The 23,328-nt window shown below is 70.1% G+C and carries 17 protein-coding genes and 3 rRNA genes; 19 read left to right on the top strand and 1 reads right to left on the bottom strand.

The features are described from left to right. Window positions 1-881: 881 nt before the first annotated feature. The 8 genes from infB (at window position 882) to larE (ending at window position 8,137) form a co-directional block, all read left to right on the top strand. Window positions 882-2,717: a translation initiation factor IF-2 gene (infB, locus tag ASG41_RS24390; RefSeq protein ID WP_235564441.1), complete on the top strand. Its 1,836-nt coding sequence runs from the start codon at window positions 882-884 to the stop codon at window positions 2,715-2,717. A 96-nt stretch (window positions 2,718-2,813) separates the two neighbouring features. Then, entirely contained in the window at window positions 2,814-3,107 is a 294-nt protein-coding gene (locus ASG41_RS00095) for a DUF503 domain-containing protein (RefSeq protein ID WP_056288002.1), read from the top strand. Between the two features lie 88 nt (window positions 3,108-3,195). After that, entirely contained in the window at window positions 3,196-3,744 is a 549-nt protein-coding gene (gene rbfA / locus ASG41_RS00090) for a 30S ribosome-binding factor RbfA (RefSeq protein WP_082556420.1), read from the top strand. Then, window positions 3,741-4,061: a hypothetical protein gene (locus ASG41_RS00085; RefSeq protein WP_056287999.1), complete on the top strand. Its 321-nt coding sequence runs from the start codon at window positions 3,741-3,743 to the stop codon at window positions 4,059-4,061. The genes rbfA and ASG41_RS00085 overlap by 4 nt, the downstream gene beginning before the upstream one ends. 14 nt (window positions 4,062-4,075) lie before the next feature. Beyond that, on the top strand, window positions 4,076-5,047 hold the full coding sequence (locus ASG41_RS00080; RefSeq protein WP_235564234.1) for a bifunctional oligoribonuclease/PAP phosphatase NrnA: 972 nt from the start codon (window positions 4,076-4,078) through the stop codon (window positions 5,045-5,047). Next, the gene (locus tag ASG41_RS00075) at window positions 5,044-6,351 is read left to right on the top strand and encodes an MATE family efflux transporter (RefSeq protein WP_056287991.1); all 1,308 of its coding nucleotides are present in this window, start codon (window positions 5,044-5,046) and stop codon (window positions 6,349-6,351) included. The genes ASG41_RS00080 and ASG41_RS00075 overlap by 4 nt, the downstream gene beginning before the upstream one ends. Beyond that, entirely contained in the window at window positions 6,348-7,262 is a 915-nt protein-coding gene (truB, locus tag ASG41_RS00070) for a tRNA pseudouridine(55) synthase TruB (protein ID WP_082556508.1), read from the top strand. Before ASG41_RS00075 ends, truB begins: the two co-directional genes overlap by 4 nt. A 29-nt stretch (window positions 7,263-7,291) precedes the next feature. Next, entirely contained in the window at window positions 7,292-8,137 is an 846-nt protein-coding gene (gene larE / locus ASG41_RS00065; protein ID WP_056287988.1) for an ATP-dependent sacrificial sulfur transferase LarE, read from the top strand. On the opposite strand, the gene larB is transcribed toward larE, so the two are convergent. Further along, window positions 8,128-8,802, bottom strand: a complete 675-nt coding sequence (larB, locus tag ASG41_RS00060; protein WP_056287985.1) for a nickel pincer cofactor biosynthesis protein LarB — start codon at window positions 8,800-8,802, stop codon at window positions 8,128-8,130. The two genes, larE and larB, sit on opposite strands and share 10 nt — an antisense overlap. Window positions 8,803-8,872: 70 nt before the next feature. On the opposite strand from larB, the gene ASG41_RS00055 reads away from it, so the two are divergent. The 11 genes from ASG41_RS00055 to rrf all read left to right on the top strand — a co-directional run bounded on the left by ASG41_RS00055 (window position 8,873) and on the right by rrf (window position 23,265). Continuing rightward, window positions 8,873-9,199 (top strand): antibiotic biosynthesis monooxygenase, encoded by a 327-nt coding sequence (locus ASG41_RS00055; protein WP_056287982.1) that lies wholly within the window; start codon window positions 8,873-8,875, stop codon window positions 9,197-9,199. Between the two features lie 122 nt (window positions 9,200-9,321). Then, complete coding sequence (locus ASG41_RS00050) at window positions 9,322-10,467, top strand: branched-chain amino acid aminotransferase (RefSeq protein ID WP_056287979.1); 1,146 nt, start codon at window positions 9,322-9,324, stop codon at window positions 10,465-10,467. Window position 10,468: 1 nt separating this feature from the next. Next, window positions 10,469-11,425, top strand: a complete 957-nt coding sequence (locus ASG41_RS00045; protein WP_056289927.1) for a bifunctional riboflavin kinase/FAD synthetase — start codon at window positions 10,469-10,471, stop codon at window positions 11,423-11,425. Between the two features lie 167 nt (window positions 11,426-11,592). Further along, window positions 11,593-11,862, top strand: a complete 270-nt coding sequence (gene rpsO / locus ASG41_RS00040; protein ID WP_056287976.1) for a 30S ribosomal protein S15 — start codon at window positions 11,593-11,595, stop codon at window positions 11,860-11,862. Between the two features lie 345 nt (window positions 11,863-12,207). Beyond that, window positions 12,208-14,460 carry a polyribonucleotide nucleotidyltransferase gene (locus ASG41_RS00035; protein WP_056287973.1) on the top strand — a complete coding sequence of 751 codons (2,253 nt, stop codon included), beginning with the start codon at window positions 12,208-12,210 and terminating at the stop codon, window positions 14,458-14,460. Between the two features lie 38 nt (window positions 14,461-14,498). After that, window positions 14,499-15,839: a pitrilysin family protein gene (locus tag ASG41_RS00030; RefSeq protein WP_235564227.1), complete on the top strand. Its 1,341-nt coding sequence runs from the start codon at window positions 14,499-14,501 to the stop codon at window positions 15,837-15,839. Beyond that, entirely contained in the window at window positions 15,836-16,198 is a 363-nt protein-coding gene (locus tag ASG41_RS00025; protein WP_056287970.1) for a VanZ family protein, read from the top strand. Before ASG41_RS00030 ends, ASG41_RS00025 begins: the two co-directional genes overlap by 4 nt. Before the next feature lie 41 nt (window positions 16,199-16,239). Continuing rightward, window positions 16,240-17,040 carry a 4-hydroxy-tetrahydrodipicolinate reductase gene (gene dapB / locus ASG41_RS00020; protein WP_056287968.1) on the top strand — a complete coding sequence of 267 codons (801 nt, stop codon included), beginning with the start codon at window positions 16,240-16,242 and terminating at the stop codon, window positions 17,038-17,040. A gap of 758 nt (window positions 17,041-17,798) precedes the next feature. Further along, window positions 17,799-19,321, top strand: a 16S ribosomal RNA gene (locus ASG41_RS00015). A 569-nt stretch (window positions 19,322-19,890) separates the two neighbouring features. Continuing rightward, window positions 19,891-23,026, top strand: a 23S ribosomal RNA gene (locus ASG41_RS00010). A gap of 122 nt (window positions 23,027-23,148) precedes the next feature. Further along, window positions 23,149-23,265 (top strand): 5S ribosomal RNA (gene rrf / locus ASG41_RS00005). Together the 16S, 23S and 5S rRNA genes form the textbook arrangement of a ribosomal RNA operon. Window positions 23,266-23,328: the final 63 nt, after the last annotated feature.

Below are 23,328 nucleotides of genomic sequence, written 5' to 3'. Positions count from 1 at the left end.
CCGCGCCCTCCCCGGCAGCGGCCGCCCCGAGTGCCCCGTCCCGTCCCGCGGCCGCTCCCGGCCCGCGTCCGGGTCCGCGGCAGACGCCTGCCCCCGCGCCCCAGGCACCGGCTGCCCAGGCCCCCGCGGCCCAGGCACCGGCGGCCCAGGCGCCGGCCGCCCAGGCTCCGGCGGCCCAGGCCCCCGCCGCCTCGGCCGGTGCCCCGACCCAGGCCCGTCCCGGTCAGGGCGCGCCCCGTCCGGGCGCCCCGCGTCCGGGCCAGCCCGCCGGTGGCTCGGCCGCTCCGTCCCAGGGCGCCCCGCGTCCCGGTGGCGCCGCGCCGCGTCCCGGCCCCCGCCCGGCCCCGCGGCCGGGCAACAACCCCTTCAGCAGCGCTCCCCGTCCGGCCGCCGGCCGTCCCGGCGGCGCGGCTCCCGGCGGTGCCGCTCCCGGCGCCGGCGCCCCGGGTCAGGGTGCTCCCGGTCCGGGCGGTCCCCGTCCCGCGCCGGGCGCCGGTGGCCCGCGTCCCGCGGCCGGTCCCGGTGGGCCCCGTCCCGCTGCCGGTCCTGGTGGGCCCCGCCCCAACCCGGGCATGATGCCGCAGCGCCCGAGCCCGGGCATGATGCCCGGCCGCGCTGCCGGTGGCGGTCGTCCGGGTGCTCCCGGCGGCCGTGGCCGTCCCGGTGGCGGCCCCGGTGGCCCCGGTGGTGCCGGTGGCGGTTTCCGCCCCGGTGGTGCCGGTGGCGGCGCACCGGCTGGCGGCTTCCGCGGTGGCGGCGGTCGTGGCCGTGGTCGCGGTGGTTCCGGTGCGGGTACCGCGGGTGCCTTCGGGCGTCCCGGTGGTCGCGGTCCGGTCCGTGGGCGCAAGAGCAAGAAGCAGAGGCGTCAGGAGTTCGACTCCATGGCGGCGCCCTCGATGGGTGGCGTCAGCCTGCCCCGTGGCAACGGACAGACCGTCCGGCTGCCCCGCGGCGCCTCGCTGACCGACCTCGCCGAGCGCATCAACGCCCAGCCGGCCGCGCTGGTGACCGCCCTGTTCCACCTGGGCGAGATGGTCACCGCCACGCAGTCGGTCAACGACGAGACGCTGCAGCTCCTCGGTGCCGAGATCGACTGGGTCATCCAGGTCGTCAGCCCCGAGGACGAGGACCGCGAGCTGCTCGAGACCTTCGACCTCACCTTCGGTGATGAAGAGGGCGACGAGAGCGACTGGGACTGGCGTCCGCCGGTCGTCACCGTCATGGGTCACGTCGACCACGGCAAGACCAAGCTGCTGGACGCCCTCCGCCACACGAACGTCGTGGCGAAGGAGGCCGGTGGCATCACCCAGCACATCGGCGCCTACCAGATCGTCACCGAGCTGGACGGCAACGAGCGTCCGATCACCTTCATCGACACCCCGGGTCACGAGTCGTTCACCGCGATGCGTGCCCGTGGCGCGAAGGTGACCGACATCGTGGTGCTGGTCGTGGCCGCCGACGACGGCGTCATGCCCCAGACCATCGAGGCGCTCAACCACGCCCAGGCCGCCCAGGTGCCGATCGTGGTCGCGGTGAACAAGGTGGACAAGGAGGGGGCCAACCCCGCCAAGATCCGCCAGCAGCTCACCGAGTACGGCCTGGTCGCCGAGGAGTACGGCGGCGAGACGATGTTCGTCGACGTCTCGGCCACCACGCGCCAGGGCCTCGAGGAGCTCGAGGCCGCGGTGCTGCTGACCGCCGATGCCTCGCTGGACCTGCGCGCGAACACCGAGCAGGACCCGCAGGGTGTCGTCATCGAGGGCAAGCTGGACAAGGGCCGTGGCCCCGTCGCCACCGTGCTGGTCCAGCGCGGCACGCTGCGTGTCGGTGACTCGATCGTGGCCGGTGACGCCTACGGGCGTGTGCGGTCGCTGCTCGACGAGCACGGCAACAAGCTCAAGGAGGCCCTGCCGGCCCGCCCCGTGCAGGTCGTGGGTCTCACCTCTGTGCCCCGCGCCGGCGACACGTTCCTCGTCGTCGAGGAGGACCGGACGGCCCGGCAGATCGCCGACCGCCGTCAGGCCCGCATCCGCAACGCGCAGAACGCCTCGGCGCGCAAGCGGATCAGCCTCGAGGACCTGGACGCGGCCCTCAAGGAGAGCCGCGAGCTCAACCTGATCATCAAGGGCGACAACTCCGGCACCGTCGAGGCGCTGGAAGAGGCGCTGATGAAGATCGAGGTCGACGACGACCTGTCGCTGCGGGTCATCCACCGCGGCGTCGGCGGCATCACCAAGAGCGACATCGACCTGGCGCTGGCCGACGACGTCATCGTCCTGGGCTTCAACGTCCGGGCCGAGGGCCAGGCCACCGAGCTCGCCAACCGCGAAGGCGTGGACGTCCGGTACTACTCGGTCATCTACCAGGCCATCGAGGAGATCGAGGCCGCTCTCAAGGGCATGCTCAAGCCGATCTACGAGGAGGTCCAGCTGGGCCGCGCGGAGGTCCGCGAGGTCTTCCGGGTGCCCAAGATCGGCAACGTCGCGGGTTCGCTGGTGCGCAGCGGCACGATCGTTCGCAACAGCAAGGCCCGGCTCATCCGCGACGGTGCAGTCGTCGCCGACAACCTGTCGGTGGACTCGCTGCGCCGCTTCAAGGACGACGCGACCGAGGTCCGCGAGGGCTACGAGTGCGGCATCGGGCTGGGGTCGTTCAACGACATCAAGCCCGAGGACGTCATCGAGACCTTCGAGCTGCGCGAGAAGCCGCGCGACTGAACGAGGACCCCGCTGCCCCAGCGCCGTGCTCTGCACGGCTCGGGGGCAGCGGGGCCGTTCCAGTCCTGAGCGAGCGGGTCGGCGGGAGGTGCGCACGTGTTCACGGGTTCGCTGACCGCTGACCTGCTCCTGGGGGACGTGCACTCGCTCAAGGGCAAGCGCGCCGTGGTGAAGCCGATCGTGGCCGAACTGCGGCGCCGCTACGCGGTCGCCGCCGCGGAGGTCGGCGACCAGGACCTGCACCGCCGCGTGCAGGTCGGGGTCGCCACCGTCGCCGGCGAGGCCGGGCAGGTCACCGACGTGCTCGACGCCTGCGAGCGGTTGCTGGCCGAGCGCCCCGAGGTGACGCTGTTGTCCACCCACCGGCAGCTCACCAGCGACACCGATTGAGAAGGACCCCGTCGCCCCCCGTCCTGCGCTCCGCGCCGGCCGGGATCCCGCGACGGGGCCGTTCCAGGACCTCACTTAGGAGAACCCGATGGCCGACCCGGCACGGGCGCGCAAGCTCGCAGTGCGCATCCGCCAGATCTGCTCCGCCACCATCGAGACGCAGATCAAGGACCCGCGCCTCGGGATGGTGACCCTGACCGACGCACGGGTGACCAGTGACCTCCGCGAGGCCACGCTGTTCTACACCGTCTACGGCGACGCCCAGGCCGTCGCCGACTCCGCCGTCGCGCTGGCCAGCGCGACCGGGGTGCTGCGCTCCACCGTGGGCAAGCAGACCGGCATCAAGTTCGTGCCGACCCTGGAGTTCATCGCCGACATCGTCCCGGACACCGCGCGCGAGCTCGAGGAGGCCCTGGAGCGGGCCCGCGAGGCCGACGCCGAGCTGGCCCGGGCCCGGGAGGGCGCCGCCTACGCCGGCGAGCCCGACCCGTACAAGAAGCCCGTCCTCGACGAGGACGACAGCGACGCCACCGGCGACGGGGACGGCGGTCGGGCCACCCGGTTCGCCGACCCCGACGCCGACGACGACGAGCACGACCCCCAGGCCCACAGCACAGCCCCCAGGAGCGCCCCGTGACCGAGCAGACCGACCGGCCCGGCACCGAGGCCGTGGACCCCGACCCGAACGTGCCCGCCGAGGGCCAGCCGGAGTCGACCCTGGGCGGGCGCACCGTCCCCGGCGACCAGGCCGGCACCCCCGGCGACGCCGACCCCACCGCCGGTGGTCGCCAGGGCCAGGCCGGTGACGCGGACCCCGCGACCGACGCCAACGCGGCCTCCATCGCCGCCGACATGCCCTCCGACGGCGGGCCGGCGATCCCGGTCGCCGGCGGTCGGCCGGGCGAGGAGCCCGACGAGGTGCCGGTGGCCGACCCCGGCCCCAGCGACAGCTGACCCCGGTGGCCCCGGTGGGCGCGCTCGAGGCCGCCGTCGCCGTCCTCGCCCGGGCGGCCGACGACGGCGCCACGGTGGTGCTCTCCGGGCACGTCCAGCCCGACGCGGACGCCCTGGGCAGCACCCTGGCGTTGGCCGAGGGGCTCCGCCGCCGGGGCGCGCGGGTCACCGCGACGTTCCCGGGGCCGTTCGTGCTGCCGGAGTCCCTGGCCTGGTTGCCCGGTGCCGGGGCACTGGTGTCCAGCGACCGGCTCCCCGCCGACCCGGCCCTGGTGGTCAGCCTGGACGCCGCGGACACCCGGCGGCTGGGTGACGTCGCGGCGGTGCTGGAATCCGCCCCCGTCTCGCTGGTGGTCGACCACCACGCCTCCAACCCAGGCTTCGGCACGGTGCAGCTCATCGACCCCGACGCCGCGGCGACCGTGGCGCTGGTCGCGGACCTGCTCGAGGGCCTGGGCGTGCCGCTCGATGGCACGCTGGCCACCTGCCTCTACGCCGGGCTCGCCGCGGACACCGGCTCCTTCCGCTTCGGCAACACCGCGCCCGGCACCCACCTGCTCGCCGCCCGGCTCCTGGAGACGGGGATCGACCACGCCCGGATCAGCCAGCGCCTGTTCGACAGCGCGCCCTTCGGCTGGCTGGGTCTGCTGTCCGCGGCCACCGGCCGGGCCGTCCTGGAGCCGGCCACCGGTGCCGGCCTGGTCTGGACCTGGGCGACCACGTCCGAGGCCGCCGCGCACGGCCTGGCCCCCGACCACCTGGAGGCCCTGGTCGACGTCGTCCGCGCGGCCCAGGAGGCCGACGTGGCGTGTGTCCTCAAGGGCGCCGACGACGGCAGCTGGTCGGTCTCGCTGCGGTCCCGCGGAAGCACCGACGTGTCCGCCGTGGCGCAGGCGCTGGGCGGCGGCGGTCACCGGATGGCCGCCGGCTTCACCTCGCACCGCGACCGTGAGGGGACCATCGCGGCCGTCCGCGAGCTGCTGTGACCGCCCCGGCCACGCGCAGCATCCCCGGGCTGGCACTGCCCGCGCTGGTGGTGCTGGCCGCCGAACCGCTCTACCTGCTGGTCGACACGGCCGTCGTCGGCAACCTGGGGACGACGGCGCTGGGCGGGCTCGCCGTCGGTGGAGGACTGCTGGCCTGGGCCGCGGCGCTGCTGAACTTCCTGGCCTACGGCACCACCGCCCGGGCCGCCCGTCGCGCCGGGGCCGGTGACCGGACCGGCGCCGTGGGGGAGGGCGTGCAGGCGACCTGGCTGGCACTGGGCCTGGGCCTGGTGGTCACGCTGGCCTTCCAGGCGCTGGCCGGGCCGTTGACCCGGGCGCTGGCCGGGGGTGCCGGCCCGGTCGCCGCGGCGGGGGAGCAGTGGCTGCGGGTGGCCAGCCTGGGGGTCCCGCTGCTGCTGGTGTCCCTGGCCGGCAACGGCTGGCTGCGCGGGGTCGCCGAGCTGCGGCGGCCGGTGGTCTACGTCGTCGCCGGCAGCCTGCTGTCCCTGCTGCTCAACCCGCTGCTGGTCTACACCGCCGAGCTGGGCCTGGTCGGCTCGGCCTGGGCCAACGTCGCCGGCCAGTCGGTGACCGCGCTGCTCTTCCTGCGCACGCTGGCCTCCGAGCGGGTGGCCTGGCGTCCCCGCTGGACCGCCATCGGCAGCCAGCTCGTGATCGGCCGGGACCTGCTGCTGCGGGCCTTCGTGCTGCAGGCCGCGTTCGTCGTGGCCGCCGGGGTGGTCGCCCGGTCGGGGACGGCCGAGCTGGGTGCCCACCAGATCGCCCTGCAGCTGTGGCTGTTCCTGGCCCTGGTGCTCGACGCCTACGCCATCGCCGCGCAGACCCTGGTCGGCCAGGCCCTGGGTGCCGGCCGGGTCGACGACGCACGTGCGGTGGTGAGGCGGGTCGCGGCCTGGGGGCTGGGCACCGGGCTGCTGGTCGCCGCCGTCCTGCTGGCACTGCGCCCGGTGCTGCCCGGGCTGTTCACCGACGACCCGGCCGTGCTGGCCCAGGCCGGGGTCGTCTGGTGGTTCCTGGCGCTGATGCAGCCGCTGGCCGGCGTCGTCTTCGCCCTGGACGGCGTGCTCATGGGCGCCGGGGACGTCGGCTACCTGCGGACGGTCACGATCGGCTCGGCGCTGGTCGGTTTCGTCCCCCTCTCGCTGCTGTCCGGGCCGCTGGGCTGGGGGCTGGCCGGGGTGTGGACCGGGCTGACGCTCTTCATCGCCCTGCGGCTGGTGGCTGTCCTGGTCCGGGTGGCGGGGGACAGGTGGACGACGGCGTCTGTCACGGTGTCCCGGTGAGCCCCAAGCGAGTCGACGCCGACGTGCCCCCCGGTCTGCTGCTGGTGGACAAGGGCCCCGGCATGACCTCCCACGACGTGGTCGCCCTCGCCCGGCGCGCGCTGAGCGTCCGCAAGGTCGGCCACGCCGGCACCCTGGACCCGATGGCCACCGGGGTCCTGGTGCTCGGGGTCGGCGCCGCCACCCGGCTGCTGGGCCACCTGTCGGGCAACGACAAGACCTACGCCGCCACCGTCCGGCTGGGTGCCACCACCGTCACCGACGACCGGGAGGGTGACGTGCTGACGAGCACCCCCGCGGGGCACCTGACCGACGAGCAGGTGCGTGCCGCGTTCGCCGCCCAGACCGGGCCGCTGCAGCAGGTGCCGTCCTCGGTGAGTGCGGTGAAGGTCGACGGCGTCCGGTCCTACGACCGGGTGCGGGCCGGTGAGGAGTTCGAGCTGGTCGCCCGGTCGGTCGTCGTGCGCGCCCTGGACGTGCACCGCATCGACCGGTCCACCCCCGACGTCGTCGACGTCGACGTCACCGTCACCTGCTCGACGGGCACCTACGTCCGGGCCATCGCCCGGGACGCCGGCGCGGCCCTCGCTGTCGGCGGGCACCTCACGGCGCTGCGCCGCACCCGGTCGGGTCCCTTCGACGAGGCCGACGCCCGGCCGGTCGCCGAGGCGGCTGAGGCGTTGCTGGCCGGCGCGGGACCGGGCTTCGTGCCGCTGACCACCGCGGCCACGGCCGTGTTCCCCGAGCGCCGGGTCACCGCCGAGGAGGCCGTCGACCTGGGGCACGGCAAGCGCGTCGCCGCCAGCGGCAGACCGGGCCTGCAGGCGGCCGTGGACCCCGACGGCCGGCTCGTGGCCCTGGTCGAGGACGCCGGTCCCACCGCCCGGGTCGGCGTCGGCTTCCCTGCCTGAGCGGTGTGCGCTGTGCCACCCTCGGTGACATGAGCGAGGTGCTGGCGTCCACCACGGCCGAGCGGGTCGCGGTCCTGCACGCCGACCTGGCCGGCCTCCCCGCCGTGCTGGTCGCCTTCTCCGGCGGGGTGGACTCCGGGGTGGTGCTGGCTGCCGCCGTCCGCGCGCTCGGGGTCGACCGGGTGGTCGCCGCCACGGCGGTGTCGCCCTCGCTGCCGGCCGCGGAGCGGGAGGCCGCGCACGCCTTCGCGCTGGACCTGGGGGTCCGGCACGAGCAGCCGGTCACCCACGAGCTCGCCCGGCCCGGCTACGTCGCCAACGACGGTGCCCGGTGCTTCTCCTGCAAGGCCGAGCTGCTGGACACCCTGGGCCCGCTCGCCGCCCGGCTGGGCATCGCCGCGGTGGCCACCGGCACCAACGCCGACGACCGGCTCGCCGGCTTCCGCCCCGGGATCCGGGCCGCCGCCGAGCGCGGCGCCCGCACCCCACTGGCCGACGCCGGGATGACCAAGGCCGACGTCCGGGCCGCCGCCCGGGCCTGGGGACTCGCGCTGGCCGACAAGCCGGCCGCCGCCTGCCTGTCCAGCCGGATCGCCTACGGCGTGCCGGTGTCGGCGGAGCGGCTGGCCCGGGTGGAGGCCGCCGAGGTGGCGCTGCGGGGCGCTCTCGCCGCCGCCGGTCTACCGGTGCGGGACCTGCGGGTGCGCGACCTCGGCGACCGGGCCCGGGTCGAGGTCGACGCCGCGCTGGTCCCGCGGGTCGGACCCGAGCTGCTGGCCGCCGTCCGCGGCTGGGACGACGTCGAGCTGGACCCCCGGGGCTTCCGGTCCGGGTCGATGAACGAGCTGCTGCCCGACCCCGTGCGCTACCGCTGAGCCGAGCGCACGATCCGGGCCGCGGCCACCCCGGCGCCGAACCCGTTGTCGATGTTGACCACCAGCACCCCGGGAGCGCAGGACGTCAGCATGGTCAGCAGCGCGGCCAGGCCCTCGAACGCGGCGCCGTACCCCACCGACGTGGGGACGGCGACGACCAGCCGGTCGGTCAGACCGGCCACGACGCTGGGCAGCGCGCCGTCCATGCCGGCGACGACCACGACGGCATCGGCACGGGCCAGGTCGGGTGCCACGGCCAGCACCCGGTGCACCCCGGCCACCCCGACGTCGTCGACCCGCCGGCAGCCGACCCCGCTGGCGGCCAGCGTCGCCGCCACCTCGGCGGCCACCGCGTCGTCCGACGTCCCGGCGGTCAGCACCAGCACCTCACCCACCGGCGGGGCGACCGTGCCCACCCACACCACCCGGGCGGCCTCGTCGACGTGCGCGTCGGGCCACCGCTCCCGCACCGCGGCGACGGTGCCCGCCGGCACCCGGGTCGCCCAGGCCAGCGGGGCTCCGGCGTCGAGCAGCCCGGCCAGGCACGCCACCGTCTGGGCGGCGGTCTTCCCCTCGGCATAGACCACCTCCGGGGTGCCGGTGCGGGCCTCGCGGTCGACGTCCAGGCGCGCGACGCCGACGTCGTGGGTCCGGTCTGTGCTCACCCGGCCAGTGTCGTCCTCCCCGTGTCGTCCTCCCCGTGTCGTCCCCGCCTGCGTCGGGCAGGGTGGGGGCATGAGCGTCGTGAAGATCAACGTCCTGACCGTGCCGGCCGAGGCCCGGGAGCGCCTGGAGGAGCGGTTCAGCAACCGCGCCGGGTCCGTGGAGGCCTCCGACGGGTTCGAGTGGTTCGAGCTGCTGCGCCCCGTGGAGGGGACCGACGACTACCTCGTCTACACCCGCTGGCGCAGCGAGGCAGACTTCGAGGCCTGGCAGTCCGGGCAGGACTTCGCGCGCGGGCACTCCGGCGGCGGCTCCGGGATGGCACCGGCGGCCACCGGCTCGAACGTGTGGTCCTTCGAGGTCGTGACGCAGGCGTCGCCGAAGACCGACGCGACCTGACACGGCGACCCCGGGGTCGGGGGAGGGGTGTGGGTCCGCGCCGTCCGGGGTCCGGCCGCCGCGGCTAGGGTGCAGGCGTGGGCACGCGCCCGCGGACCACCCCTCAGACGCAAGTGGGAGCCATGACCGACACGCTCGCCGACAGCCGCACCTCCTCCCGGTCCTTCGCCGAGGGTGTGCCGCTCGTGGTGGAGGACGCGCCCCGCCGTCCGGCCGCCGAGCGGGAGCAGCTGCTGGCCGACCCCGGCTTCGGCAAGGTCTTCACCGACCACATGGTCGTGGCCCGCTACGTCGCCGGGAAGGGCTGGACCGAGGCCACGCTGACCGGCTACGCGCCGCTGCAGCTGGACCCCTCGACCGCGGCCCTGCACTACGCACAGTCGATCTTCGAGGGCCTCAAGGCCTACGCGCAGCCCGACGGCTCGGTCTCGGTGTTCCGGCCCGAGCAGAACGCGGCCCGGATGGCCCGTGGCGCCGTCCGGATGGCGATGCCCCCGGTCCCGGCCGAGGGCTTCGTGAACGCCGTCGACGCCCTCGTCGACGCCGACCGCGACTGGGTGCCGACCGGCCCGGACCAGACCCTCTACATCCGGCCCTACCAGCTGGCCGTGGAGCCCTTCCTCGGCGTCCGGCCGGCCTCGGAGTACCTCTTCGTCGTCATCGCCAGCCCGGCCGGTGCGTACTTCCCGCGCGGCGTCCAGCCGGTGTCGGTCTACCTCTCCGAGGACTACATCCGGGCCGCCCCCGGCGGCACCGGCGACGTCAAGTGCGCAGGCAACTACGCGGCGAGCCTGCTGGCCCAGGAGCAGGCCATCGCGGCCGGTTGCGACCAGGTCGTGTGGCTGGACGCGACGGAGAAGAAGTACGTCGAGGAGATGGGCGGGATGAACCTGTTCTTCGTCCTGGGCACGGGCAGCGACGCCGAACTGGTCACCCCCGAGCTCACCGGCACCCTGCTCCCCGGCATCACCCGCGACTCGCTGATCACCGTGGCCGAGGAGACGGGCCACCGGGTCACCGAGCGCCGCTTCACCGTCGAGGAGTGGCGGGCCGGAGTCGCCGACGGCACGGTCACCGAGACCTTCGCCTGCGGCACCGCTGCGGTGATCACCCCCGTCGGCGAGGTCAAGGCACGCACCGGTGACTTCACCGTGGGTGACGGCACTCCCGGCGCCGTCACCATGGCGTTGCGTGAGCGGCTCCTGGACCTGCAGCACGGCCGGGTCCCCGACGACCGCGGCTGGCGGCACACGGTCGCAGCCGGCTGACGTGCTGCGCTGGCGTGGCCTGGAGTCGACTCCGGGCGATCTGGGTCGCACGGTGGTCACCGTCGGCATGTACGACGGGGTGCACCGTGGGCACCAGCAGCTCATCGGTACCGCGGTGGCCCGGGCGCACGCCCTGGGCCGCCCCGCCCTGCTGCTGACGTTCGACCCGCACCCGGCCGAGGTCGTGCGGCCCGGGTCGCACCCGGCCATCCTGACCTCACCGGACCGCAAGGCCGAGCTGGTCGCTGCGCTCGGTGTGGACGCGATGTGCGTCCTGCCCTTCACCGCCGAGTTCAGCCGGCTCTCCCCGGAGGGCTTCACGCACACCGTGCTCGTCGAGCACCTGCACGCGGCGTCGGTCGTGGTGGGCGAGAACTTCTCCTACGGCCACCGCGGAGCCGGTGACGTCGCCTCGTTGACCCGGGAGGGGAAGCGGTTCGGGTTCTCCGTCGAGGGGCTGGCGCTGGCCGCCGACGCCGCCGACGGGGGAGAGGTCACCATCTCCTCCACCTACATCCGGGCCTGCGTGGCCGCCGGGGACCTCCGATCGGCGGCCCGCGCGCTGGGCCGCCCGCACCGGGTCGACGGCATCGTCGTCCGCGGTGACCAGCGCGGGCGCGAGCTGGGCTACCCGACGGCCAACGTCGAGTCCCCCGCGCACACCGCCGTCCCCGCCGACGGCGTGTACGCCGGCACCCTGGTGCTGCGCGACTCCGCCGGCCGCAGCCGGGACCGTCGTCCGGCCGCTGTCTCGGTGGGCACCAACCCCACCTTCCAGGGCACCCGGCGCACCGTCGAGGCCTTCTGCCTGGACTGGTCGGGGGACCTCTACGGCGAGCACGTGGGCGTCGAGTTCGTCGAGCGGCTGCGGCCGATGACCACCTTCGACGGCATCGAGGCCCTGATCACCCAGATGGACGCCGACGTCGTCGCCACCCGGGCCGTGCTCGGGCTCTGACCCCGGGGGTCCTCCCGCCGATCGGCGTGGTCCCCACCAGCACGCTCGCCGTGTGGGCCCCGGGCGTCGCCGTGTAACCTGGGCACAGCGTCGGGAGACCGACGCGTGTGCATGCTGCCCCCGTGACACCGACCGGGGGCCACACGTGACCTGCCCAGGAGGCCCACATGGCGCTCGAGAGCGCGACGAAGAAGCAGATCATGACCGAGTACGCGACGGTCGAGGGTGACACCGGTTCCCCCGAGGTGCAGGTCGCGATGCTGACCCGACGGATCAGCGACCTGACCGAGCACCTGAAGATGCACAAGCACGACCACCACAGCCGGCGGGGCCTGCTCCTGCTGGTCGGCCGGCGTCGCCGGCTGCTGAACTACCTGGCGAAGACCGACATCAACCGGTACCGCTCGCTCATCGAGCGGCTCGGCCTGCGCCGCTAGCCAGACGAGGGGACCGCTCCGCACCGCGGAGTCGGTCCCCTCTCTCGTCCGGCCCCCACCGGGTCGGGGCAGCTCCACCACGGCACGACGGCACCAGAGCACGACAGCACCAGAGCACGACCCCGGCACCACCCCACAGGCGGCCAGCCACCGGTGGCCCCGGCGTCGAACCCGACGCCCAGGCCCGGTCCTCGGTAGTGGCCCCCGGGACGCCGCCGCCGGTCAGACCGACCGCGGACGACGCGACCCGAGGGCTTCGATCGAAGACCGGTCTCCCCAGACCACCGGCGCACAGCCGCCGAACCAAGAGGGCGCCGCCGCATGCGGCGCAGGAAGAGGACCCCGATGTCCGCACCCACGAACGACACCGTCGACTACGACGCCGAGGACGGCGTCTACACCGCCTCCGCGGTGATCGACAACGGCGCGCGCGGTCAGCGCACCGTCACCTTCGAGACCGGCCGGCTGGCCAAGCAGGCCGCCGGCTCCGTCGTCGCCACCATGGGCGACACCACGCTGCTGTCGGCCACCACGGCCGGCCGCCAGCCCAAGGACCACTTCGACTTCTTCCCCCTGACGGTGGACGTCGAGGAGCGGATGTACGCGATCGGGAAGATCCCCGGCTCGTTCTTCCGCCGTGAGGGGCGTCCCTCCGAGGACGCGATCCTCACCTGCCGCCTGATCGACCGCCCGCTGCGCCCGACCTTCGCCAAGGGCCTGCGCAACGAGGTCCAGGTCGTCATCAGCGTGCTGTCGCTGGACCCCGACCACCTCTACGACGTGCTGGCGATCAACGGGGCCTCCGCGTCGACCCAGCTGTCGGGCCTGCCCTTCTCCGGCCCGGTCGGCGCCACCCGCGTCGCCCTCATCGGTGGCCAGTGGGTCGGCTTCCCGACGCACACCGAGCTCGAGGACGCCGTCTTCGACATGGTCGTGGCCGGCCGGGTCCTGCCCGACGGCGACGTCGCGATCATGATGGTCGAGGCCGAGGCCACCGAGAAGACGATCGAGCTCATCGCCGGTGGCGCGACCGCCCCGACCGAGGAGGTCGTGGCCCAGGGCCTCGAGGCCGCCAAGCCCTTCATCAAGGCCCTGTGCGACGCACAGTCGGCGCTGGCCGGCAAGGCCGCCAAGCCCGAGGCGCACTTCCCCCGCTTCCTGGACTACCAGGACGACGTCTACGCCGCTGTCGAGGCCCAGGCCGCCGAGAAGCTGGCTGCCACCCAGGCCATCCCGGGCAAGGCCGAGCGCGACGACGCCACCGACGCCCTCAAGGACGAGGTCAAGGCCGCGCTGGCCGAGCAGTTCGAGGGGCGCGAGAAGGAGGTCTCCGGTGCCTTCCGCGCGGTGACCAAGAAGGTCGTCCGCCAGCGCATCCTGCGCGACAAGGTCCGCATCGACGGCCGCGGCGTCACCGACATCCGGCCGCTGTCCGCCGAGGTCGAGGTCCTCCCGCGGGTGCACGGCTCGGCCCTGTTCGAGCGTGGCGAGACCCAGATCATGGGCGTCACCACGCTGAACATGCTCCGCATGGAGCAGCAGCTGGACACCCTGAACCCGGTGACCCGCAAGCGCTACATGCACAACTACAACTTCCCGCCGTACTCCACCGGTGAGACCGGCCGCGTGGGTTCGCCCAAGCGCCGCGAGATCGGCCACGGCGCGCTGGCCGAGCGGGCGCTGCTGCCCGTGCTGCCCGACCGCGAGGAGTTCCCCTACGCGATCCGCCAGGTCTCCGAGGCGCTGGGCTCCAACGGCTCGACCTCGATGGGCTCGGTCTGCGCCTCCACCCTGTCGCTGCTCAACGCCGGTGTGCCGCTGCGCGCCCCGGTCGCGGGCATCGCCATGGGCCTGGTCTCCGACGAGGTCGACGGCAAGACGGAGTACGTCGCGCTGACCGACATCCTCGGTGCCGAGGACGCCTTCGGTGACATGGACTTCAAGGTCGCCGGCACCAAGGACTTCGTGACGGCGCTCCAGCTGGACACCAAGCTGGACGGCATCCCCTCCGACGTCCTCGCCGGTGCGCTGACCCAGGCCCGCGCGGCCCGGCTGCACATCCTCGACGTCATGCTCGAGGCGATCGACGGCCCCGACGAGATGAGCCCGTTCGCCCCCCGGGTGACCACGGTCCGCATCCCCGTCGACAAGATCGGCGCGGTCATCGGGCCCAAGGGCCAGATGATCAACGCGATCCAGGACGAGACCGGCGCCGACATCACCATCGAGGACGACGGCACGATCTACGTCGGTGCCTCCGACGGGCCCTCGGCCCAGGCCGCCGTGGACCGGATCAACGCGATCGCCAACCCGACCCTGCCCAAGGTCGGCGAGCGGTTCCTGGGCACGGTCGTGAAGACCACCGCCTTCGGTGCCTTCGTCTCGTTGCTGCCCGGCCGGGACGGCCTGGTGCACATCAGCAAGCTGGGCAACGGCAAGCGGATCGCCAAGGTCGAGGACGTCGCCAACGTCGGCGACAAGCTGCAGGTCGAGATCACCGACATCGACGCCCGCGGCAAGATCAGCCTGGTCCCGGTCGTCGAGGGCGGTGCCTCCGAAGAGGCGCCGGCCGAGGCCGCTGCACCCGCGGGTGAGTGACCACGGCTGACACCAGCTCGAACGGCCCCGGGGTGGGCGTGGCTGAGGCCGCGCCCACCCCGGTGGCCGTCGGGCACACCGAACTGCTCGACGTCGACGAGTTCGGCGGCCGCGTGGAGCGCACCGAGCTGCCCGGGGGCCTGCGGGTCGTCACCGAGCTGATGCCCGGCGTGCTGTCGGCGACGGTCGGCATCTGGGTCGGCGTCGGTTCCCGGGACGAGACGCCGGGGCTGGCCGGGAGCTCGCACTTCCTGGAGCACCTGCTCTTCAAGGGCACCCGCAGCCGGACCGCGTTGGAGATCGCCACGGCCATGGACGCCGTGGGCGGTGAGATGAACGCCTTCACCGCGAAGGAGCACACCTGCTACTACGCCAACGTGCTCGCCAGCGACCTCCCGCTGGCCGTGACACTGCTGGGCGACCTGGTCACCGACGCGCTGAACACCGCGCCGGACCTGGAGTCCGAGCGGACGGTCGTGCTCGAGGAGATCGCGATGCGCGACGACGAGCCCGCCGACGCCGTGCACGACCTCTTCGCCGAGACCCTCTTCGGGGACACGCCGCTGGGCCGATCGGTCCTGGGCACCGTGGAGTCGATCGAGTCCCTGACCCGGGACGACGTCGACGGTTGGTACCGGGGCCGCTACGCCACCCCCTCCATCGTGGTCTCGGCCGCTGGACGGGTGGACCACGGCCAGGTGCTGGAGCTGGTGCGCCGCGCCTTCGGTGACCGGTTGGCCGGGGGAGCCCGCCCCGACCCGCTCCGCTCCGGCGACGACGTCCCCCTCACCTCACCGGCGAACCGGACCGGGCTCATCCACCGTAGGACCGAGCAGACCCACCTGCTGCTGGGCAGCATCGGCATGGGCCGGCTCGACGAGGCCCGCTACGCCGCGGCCGTCCTGGACGCCGCCGTCGGTGGGGGTATGAGCTCCAGGCTCTTCCAGGAGGTGCGGGAGAAGCGCGGTCTGGTCTACAGCGTCGGTTCCTCCCTCACGCACTACGCCGGCACCGGTGTCTTCTCGGTGTACGCCGGCTGCTCGCCCAAGCGCGTGCCCGAGGTGCTCCGGCTGATCCGTGAGTCCCTCGCCGAGGTCGCCGCTGACGGCATCACCGACGAGGAGGTGGCCCGCGGCATCGGCCAGCTCAAGGGCGGTCTGGTGCTGGGCCTGGAGGACACCGGGTCCCGGATGTCCCGACTGGGCAAGAGCGAGCTCTCCTACGGGGAGTACACGCCGGTGCCTCACGTCCTCGCCCGTCTCGACGCCGTCGACGCCGCTGCCGTGCGGGCGGTGGCCGCGGACCTCTTCGCCCGTGACACCGCGCTGGCGGTCGTCGGCCCGTACCGCGCGAAGGACCTGGAGCGGCTGGCCGGATGAGGGAGTGGTTCGTCGAGCACGGGGCGTTGGCCCGCGGCGCGTTCGTCGTCGTGGTGCTGGTGTCGCTCGCCGTGCTCTTCGCGCCGCCCTCGGACGTCCCTCCCTCCCCGCCCGGCGTGGACAAGGTCGTCCACGCAGTGCTCTTCGCCGCACTGGCGTTCAGCAGCCGTTGGGCCGGGATCCGCGAACGGGTCGTGGCCGTCGCCCTGGTCGTCTACGCCGCCGGGTCCGAGGTCGTCCAGGGGACGGCACTGGTGGGCCGTGACGCCTCGGTGGGGGACTGGCTCGCCGACGTGGGCGGACTCCTGGTGGGCCTGCTGCTGTGGCGGCTGGCCACCCGGGTCGCCCCGGCACGCTGACCGGCTTGCATCCCGGTCCTGCGTTGGTGAGAGTGCCGGGCATGACCACCAGCACCTCGTCCCTCACTCCGGTCCCCACCCCCGAGGAACCCCTGACCTCTGTCGCCGTCCTCGGGGCCCGCGGCCGGATGGGCGTGGAGGTGTGCAAGGCCGTGAACGACGCCGACGACCTCGAGCTGGTCGCGATGGTCGAGGGCAGCGAGTGGCTGTTCAACGTCGCCGACGGTGGCGCGGACGTGGCGGTCGACTTCACCCGTCCCGAGTCGGTCATGGAGAACATCCGGTTCTGCATCGACCAGAACATCCACTGCGTGGTCGGGACGACGGGCTTCGACGAGGACAAGATCGCGACCGTCCGGGAGTGGCTGGCCCCCAAGCCCGAGCTCGGTGTGGTCATCGCGCCCAACTTCGGCATCGGCGCAGTGCTCCTCATGCGCTTCGCCGCCGAGGCCGCGCGGTTCTTCCCCTCGGTGGAGGTCGTGGAACTGCACCACCCGGCCAAGGTGGACGCCCCCTCCGGGACGGCGGCCCGCACCGCCCGCCTGGTCGCCGAGGCCCGCCGCGCCGCCGGCATGGCGCCGGCTCCCGACGCCACGGAGGAGGGGTCGTCCCTCCCGGGTGCCCGGGGTGCCGACGTGGAGGGGGTGCCCGTCCACTCGGTGCGCCTGGCCGGGCTGGTCGCGCACGAGGAGGTCCTGATGGGTTCGCCGGGGGAGACGCTGACCCTGCGCCACGACTCCTACGACCGTGCCTCGTTCATGCCCGGTGTCCTGCTCGCGGTGCGAGAGGTGTCCCGCCGTCCTGGGCTCACCATCGGGATCGACTCCCTCCTGGGTCTCTGACACCCCTCCTCCTGACCCCCTGACCCGTCGTCTTCCCGGCCCGGCCCCGCCCTCTCGAGGTGCGCGGCCGGGCCGCGGCCGTCTCTCGCCCGTTCCCGGGCGGTGCGGGTGTGGCGCGTGAGGTCCCTGGGGCGGGACACACCGGGCTGACACACGGCCGACACGTGACCTGCCTCGCAGAATGGTCAGACTCGCAACTCGCTGACCAGCGGTTTCACTGCTTCCTGGTCGCTCTACGGCACTGGATGCCCCGATCGGGGTGGCGAGCTGTTTGACGGGAGGTGTCCGGGCACGTAACTTTCTCTTTGCGCCGAGCGACACGGAAACGGCCGCCGGACAGACTCACGAAGTCAGTCCAGATGCGGAGCCCGGCGCGAGCAGGACAAACCAGCCTCGACATCGAAGGCCCACAGGGCCGGGGTTCGAGCGCGTCCGCTCCTTGAGAACTCAACAGCGTGCCGAAAGTCAGTGCCATATGTTCAACCCCAGTCACGGGGTGCCTTCGGGTTTGCCGTGATGGGTTCCTTTGGTTGANCTGGGCGCCGCGGTCACGACGGCTGCAGTCGCCTTCGTCGCCAGCAAGACTGCGCTCTCGGGGCTCTTGCGCGTCCGCTCCTTGAGAACTCAACAGCGTGCCGAAAGTCAGTGCCATATGTTCAACCCCAGTCACGGGGTGCCTTCGGGTTTGCCGTGATGGGTTCCTTTGGTTGATTGACATCGAGAGTGCCAACTCTTGGTTCTCAGCCGTGATCAAATCATCTACGGAGAGTTTGATCCTGGCTCAGGACGAACGCTGGCGGCGTGCTTAACACATGCAAGTCGAGCGAGGCCCACTCTTCGGGGTGGTGCCCTAGCGGCGAACGGGTGAGTAACACGTGGGCAACCTGCCCTCAGCTCTGGGATAACTCCAAGAAATTGGTGCTAATACCGGATACGACTTCCGACCGCATGGTCTGGTGGTGGAAAGATTYATCGGCTGAGGATGGGCCCGCGGCCTATCAGCTTGTTGGTGGGGTGATGGCCTACCAAGGCGACGACGGGTAGCCGGCCTGAGAGGGTGACCGGCCACACTGGGACTGAGACACGGCCCAGACTCCTACGGGAGGCAGCAGTGGGGAATATTGCGCAATGGGCGGAAGCCTGACGCAGCGACGCCGCGTGAGGGATGACGGCCTTCGGGTTGTAAACCTCTTTCAGCAGGGACGAAGCGAAAGTGACGGTACCTGCAGAAGAAGCACCGGCCAACTACGTGCCAGCAGCCGCGGTAATACGTAGGGTGCAAGCGTTGTCCGGAATTATTGGGCGTAAAGAGCTCGTAGGCGGTTTGTCGCGTCGGCTGTGAAAGCCCGGAGCTCAACTCCGGGTCTGCAGTCGATACGGGCAGACTAGAGTGTTGCAGGGGAGACTGGAATTCCTGGTGTAGCGGTGAAATGCGCAGATATCAGGAGGAACACCGGTGGCGAAGGCGGGTCTCTGGGCAACAACTGACGCTGAGGAGCGAAAGCGTGGGGAGCGAACAGGATTAGATACCCTGGTAGTCCACGCCGTAAACGGTGGGCGCTAGGTGTGGGGGCCATTCCACGGTCTCTGTGCCGCAGCTAACGCATTAAGCGCCCCGCCTGGGGAGTACGGCCGCAAGGCTAAAACTCAAAGGAATTGACGGGGGCCCGCACAAGCGGCGGAGCATGTTGCTTAATTCGATGCAACGCGAAGAACCTTACCTAGGCTTGACATGTGCGGAAATCCTCCAGAGATGGTGGGTCCGTAAGGGTCGCACACAGGTGGTGCATGGTTGTCGTCAGCTCGTGTCGTGAGATGTTGGGTTAAGTCCCGCAACGAGCGCAACCCTCGTTCTATGTTGCCAGCGCGTGATGGCGGGGACTCATAGGAGACTGCCGGGGTCAACTCGGAGGAAGGTGGGGATGACGTCAAATCATCATGCCCCTTATGTCTAGGGCTGCAAACATGCTACAATGGCCGGTACAAAGGGCTGCGATACCGCGAGGTGGAGCGAATCCCAAAAAGCCGGTCTCAGTTCGGATTGGGGTCTGCAACTCGACCCCATGAAGTTGGAGTCGCTAGTAATCGCAGATCAGCAACGCTGCGGTGAATACGTTCCCGGGCCTTGTACACACCGCCCGTCACGTCACGAAAGTCGGTAACGCCCGAAGCCGGTGGCCCAACCCCTTGYGGGAGGGAGCCGTCGAAGGCGGGATCGGCGATTGGGACGAAGTCGTAACAAGGTAGCCGTACCGGAAGGTGCGGCTGGATCACCTCCTTTCTAAGGAGCACTGGCCGGCCATGTCTGGGGGTAGTTCCTCGGTGGTTGGTCCAGAGTCACGCTCAGGCCGTGATGGTCGCCCAGTTGTGGGTGGCTGCGGGTGTCTGGGGTGTCGCTCACGGGTGGAACACTGACCAGTTCGGTTGAAGCCGCATGCCGGCTCCTAGTACAGCTCTCCTCGCTTCGGTGGGGGTTCAGGGTGGGAACGGGGATGGTGTGAGGGTGGAGGTCGTAGGCACGCTGTTGGGTCCTGAGGGAGCGGAACATCGTCTGCCCGGATCGGGCGCGTCATGAGCCACCGCGAGGTGGGTGTGGGGTGTCGGGTCGGGGTGGTGGTGTGTCTCCTTCTCGGGGCGATCACCTGTTCGTCACATCGTCTGTCCCTTTGGTGGGCGGGGTCTGGTGGCGGCAGTGGGGTGGTCGACTTCCCGCACTTTGAGAACTGCACAGTGGACGCGAGCATCTTGTAGGAAACAAAGACTCCTGCACYGATCGTCGGCGTGGTCTTGTTGTCGTTGCCTTCTGGTGGCGGTGGTGGGGTTCGTCGTGGTGGGTGTGGGTTTGTGTGTGTTCAAGTTAGTAAGGGCACACGGTGGATGCCTTGGCACCAGGAGCCGATGAAGGACGTAGGAGGCTGCGATAAGCCTCGGGGAGCTGTCAACCGAGCGTTGATCCGAGGATTTCCGAATGGGGGAACCCCGCACCAGTCATGTGGTGTGACCCACGCCTGAACACATAGGGCGTGTGGAGGGAACGTGGGGAAGTGAAACATCTCAGTACCCACAGGAAGAGAAAACAACCGTGATTCCGTGAGTAGTGGCGAGCGAAAGCGGATGAGGCTAAACCGATCACATGTGATAGCCGGCAGGCGTTGTGTGGTCGGGGTCGTGGGACGTTCTTAGATCTTCTGCCGAAGGTCTGGAGAGTCAGAAAAGTGTGTCGTTAGTGGAAGGCCTCTGGAAGGGGTCGCCATAGAGGGTGAGAGCCCCGTACACGAAAACGTGCACTCTCTCTTGAGCTCATCCCAAGTAGCACCGGGCCCGTGAAATCCGGTGTGAATCTGGCGGGACCACCCGCTAAGCCTAAATACTCCCTGGTGACCGATAGCGGACAAGTACCGTGAGGGAAAGGTGAAAAGTACCCCGGGAGGGGAGTGAAATAGTACCTGAAACCGTGTGCCTACAAGCCGTGGGAGCCTTATGCGTCTTCGGACGTGGGGGTGACTGCGTGCCTTTTGAAGAATGAGCCTGCGAGTTAGCGGTACGTGGCGAGGTTAACCCGTGTGGGGTAGCCGTAGCGAAAGCGAGTCCGAATAGGGCGATTGAGTCGCGTGCTCTAGACCCGAAGCCGAGTGATCTACCCATGGCCAGGTTGAAGCGCCGGTAAGACGGCGTGGAGGACCGAACCCACTTCAGTTGAAAATGGAGGGGATGAGCTGTGGGTAGGGGTGAAAGGCCAATCAAACTCGGTGATAGCTGGTTCTCCCCGAAATGCATTTAGGTGCAGCGTCACGTGTTTCTTGCCGGAGGTAGAGCACTGGATGGTCTAGGGGCCCCACAAGGTTACTGAAATCAACCAAACTCCGAATGCCGGTAAGTGAGAGCGTGGCAGTGAGACTGCGGGCGATAAGGTTCGTAGTCGAGAGGGAAACAGCCCAGATCAACAGCTAAGGCCCCTAAGCGTGTGCTAAGTGGAAAAGGATGTGGAGTCGCAGAGACAACCAGGAGGTTGGCTTAGAAGCAGCCACCCTTGAAAGAGTGCGTAATAGCTCACTGGTCAAGTGATTCCGCGCCGACAATGTAGCGGGGCTCAAGCACACCGCCGAAGCTTTGGCATTCATGCAATAGCCTGCCTTCTCTCTACGGAGTGTTGGCCAGGTGTGTGGATGGGTAGGGGAGCGTCGTGTGGCGGTGGAAGCGGCGGAGTGATCCAGCCGTGGACGCCACACGAGTGAGAATGCAGGCATGAGTAGCGAAAGGGGAGTGAGAAACTCCCCCGCCGGATGACCAAGGGTTCCTGGGCCAGGYTAATCCGCCCAGGGTGAGTCGGGACCTAAGGCGAGGCCGACAGGCGTAGTCGATGGACAACGGGTTGATATTCCCGTACCCGCGAAAGAGCGTCCATGCTGAACCCAGCGATGCTAACCATCTGAAGCTCCGTGATCGTTGACCTTCGGGTTGATGACGTGTGGGTGGAACGTGGGACCCGGACTGGTAGTAGGCAAGCGATGGGGTGACGCAGGAAGGTAGTCCTACCGGTGAGTGGTAGTACCGGTGCAAGGGTGTGGCCCGGGATATAGGCAAATCCGTATCCCATGAGGGTGAGACCTGACGCATAGCCGAATGAGGCGAATTGGATGATCCTATGCTGCCGAGAAAAGCCTCTAGCGAGCTCTGAGCGGCCCGTACCCCAAACCAACTCAGGTGGTCAGGTAGAGAATACCAAGGCGATCGAGCGAACTGTGGTTAAGGAACTCGGCAAAATGCCCCCGTAACTTCGGGAGAAGGGGGGCCATCTACTGTCATCGAACTTGCTTCGGGCAGCGGTGGGTGGCCGCAGAGACCAGTGAGAAGCGACTGTTTACTAAAAACACAGGTCCGTGCGAAGTCGAAAGACGATGTATACGGACTGACGCCTGCCCGGTGCTGGAACGTTAAGGGGACGGGTTAGCTTTACGGCGAAGCTCAGAACTCAAGCGCCAGTAAACGGCGGTGGTAACTATAACCATCCTAAGGTAGCGAAATTCCTTGTCGGGTAAGTTCCGACCTGCACGAATGGCGTAACGACTTCTCAGCTGTCTCAACCACAGGCTCGGCGAAATTGCACTACGAGTAAAGATGCTCGTTACGCGCGGCAGGACGGAAAGACCCCGGGACCTTCACTACAGCTTGATATTGGTGTTCGGTTCGGTTTGTGTAGGATAGGTGGGAGACTGTGAAGCGGGCACGCCAGTGTTCGTGGAGTCGTCGTTGAAATACCACTCTGGTCGAATTGGATGTCTAACCTCGGTCCGTGATCCGGATCAGGGACAGTGTCAGGTGGGTAGTTTAACTGGGGCGGTTGCCTCCCAAAATGTAACGGAGGCGCCCAAAGGTTCCCTCAGCCTGGTTGGCAATCAGGTGTTGAGTGCAAGTGCACAAGGGAGCTTGACTGTGAGACCGACGGGTCGAGCAGGAGCGAAAGCTGGGACTAGTGACCCGGCACCGGCATGTGGAAGCGGTGTCGCTCAACGGATAAAAGGTACCCCGGGGATAACAGGCTGATCTTCCCCAAGAGTCCATATCGACGGGATGGTTTGGCACCTCGATGTCGGCTCGTCGCATCCTGGGGCTGGAGTAGGTCCCAAGGGTTGGGCTGTTCGCCCATTAAAGCGGCACGCGAGCTGGGTTTAGAACGTCGTGAGACAGTTCGGTCCCTATCCGCCGTGCGCGTAAGAGACTTGAGAAGAGCTGTCCCTAGTACGAGAGGACCGGGACGGACGAACCTCTGGTGTGCCAGTTGTTCCGCCAGGAGCATTGCTGGTTGGCTACGTTCGGCAGGGATAACCGCTGAAAGCATCTAAGCGGGAAGCTCGCTTCAAGATGAGGTCTCTCACCGGGTTGACCGGGTAAGGCCCCCGCCCAGACCAGCGGGTTGATAGGCCGGAAGTGGAAGCACCGCAAGGTGTGCAGCTGACCGGTACTAATAGGCCGAGGACTTGACCAACACATCTTGCTTTGATTGATCTACTGTCTCGCGTCCACTGTGCGGTTCTGAAAGTGCGGAACCAGCATTCCCCCGCCCCACACCCCTTTGACCGGGTGTGTGGGTGGAAACTTTCACAGCGTTACGGCGGTCATGGCGAGAGGGAAACGCCCGGTCTCATTCCGAACCCGGAAGCTAAGCCTCTCAGCGCCGATGGTACTGCCCGGGGGACTGGGTGGGAGAGTAGGACGCCGCCGGACATCATTCCCGAAACGGGGTCACGACACAGTCGTGGCCCCGTTTCGGCATTCCCAGACCATTCT

It is taken from the genome of Modestobacter sp. Leaf380 (genome assembly GCF_001424485.1).
Lineage (GTDB): Bacteria > Actinomycetota > Actinomycetes > Mycobacteriales > Geodermatophilaceae > Klenkia.
The sequence above is the reverse complement of the archived record's forward strand: the minus strand, read 5'-3'. Positions and strand labels throughout refer to the sequence as shown.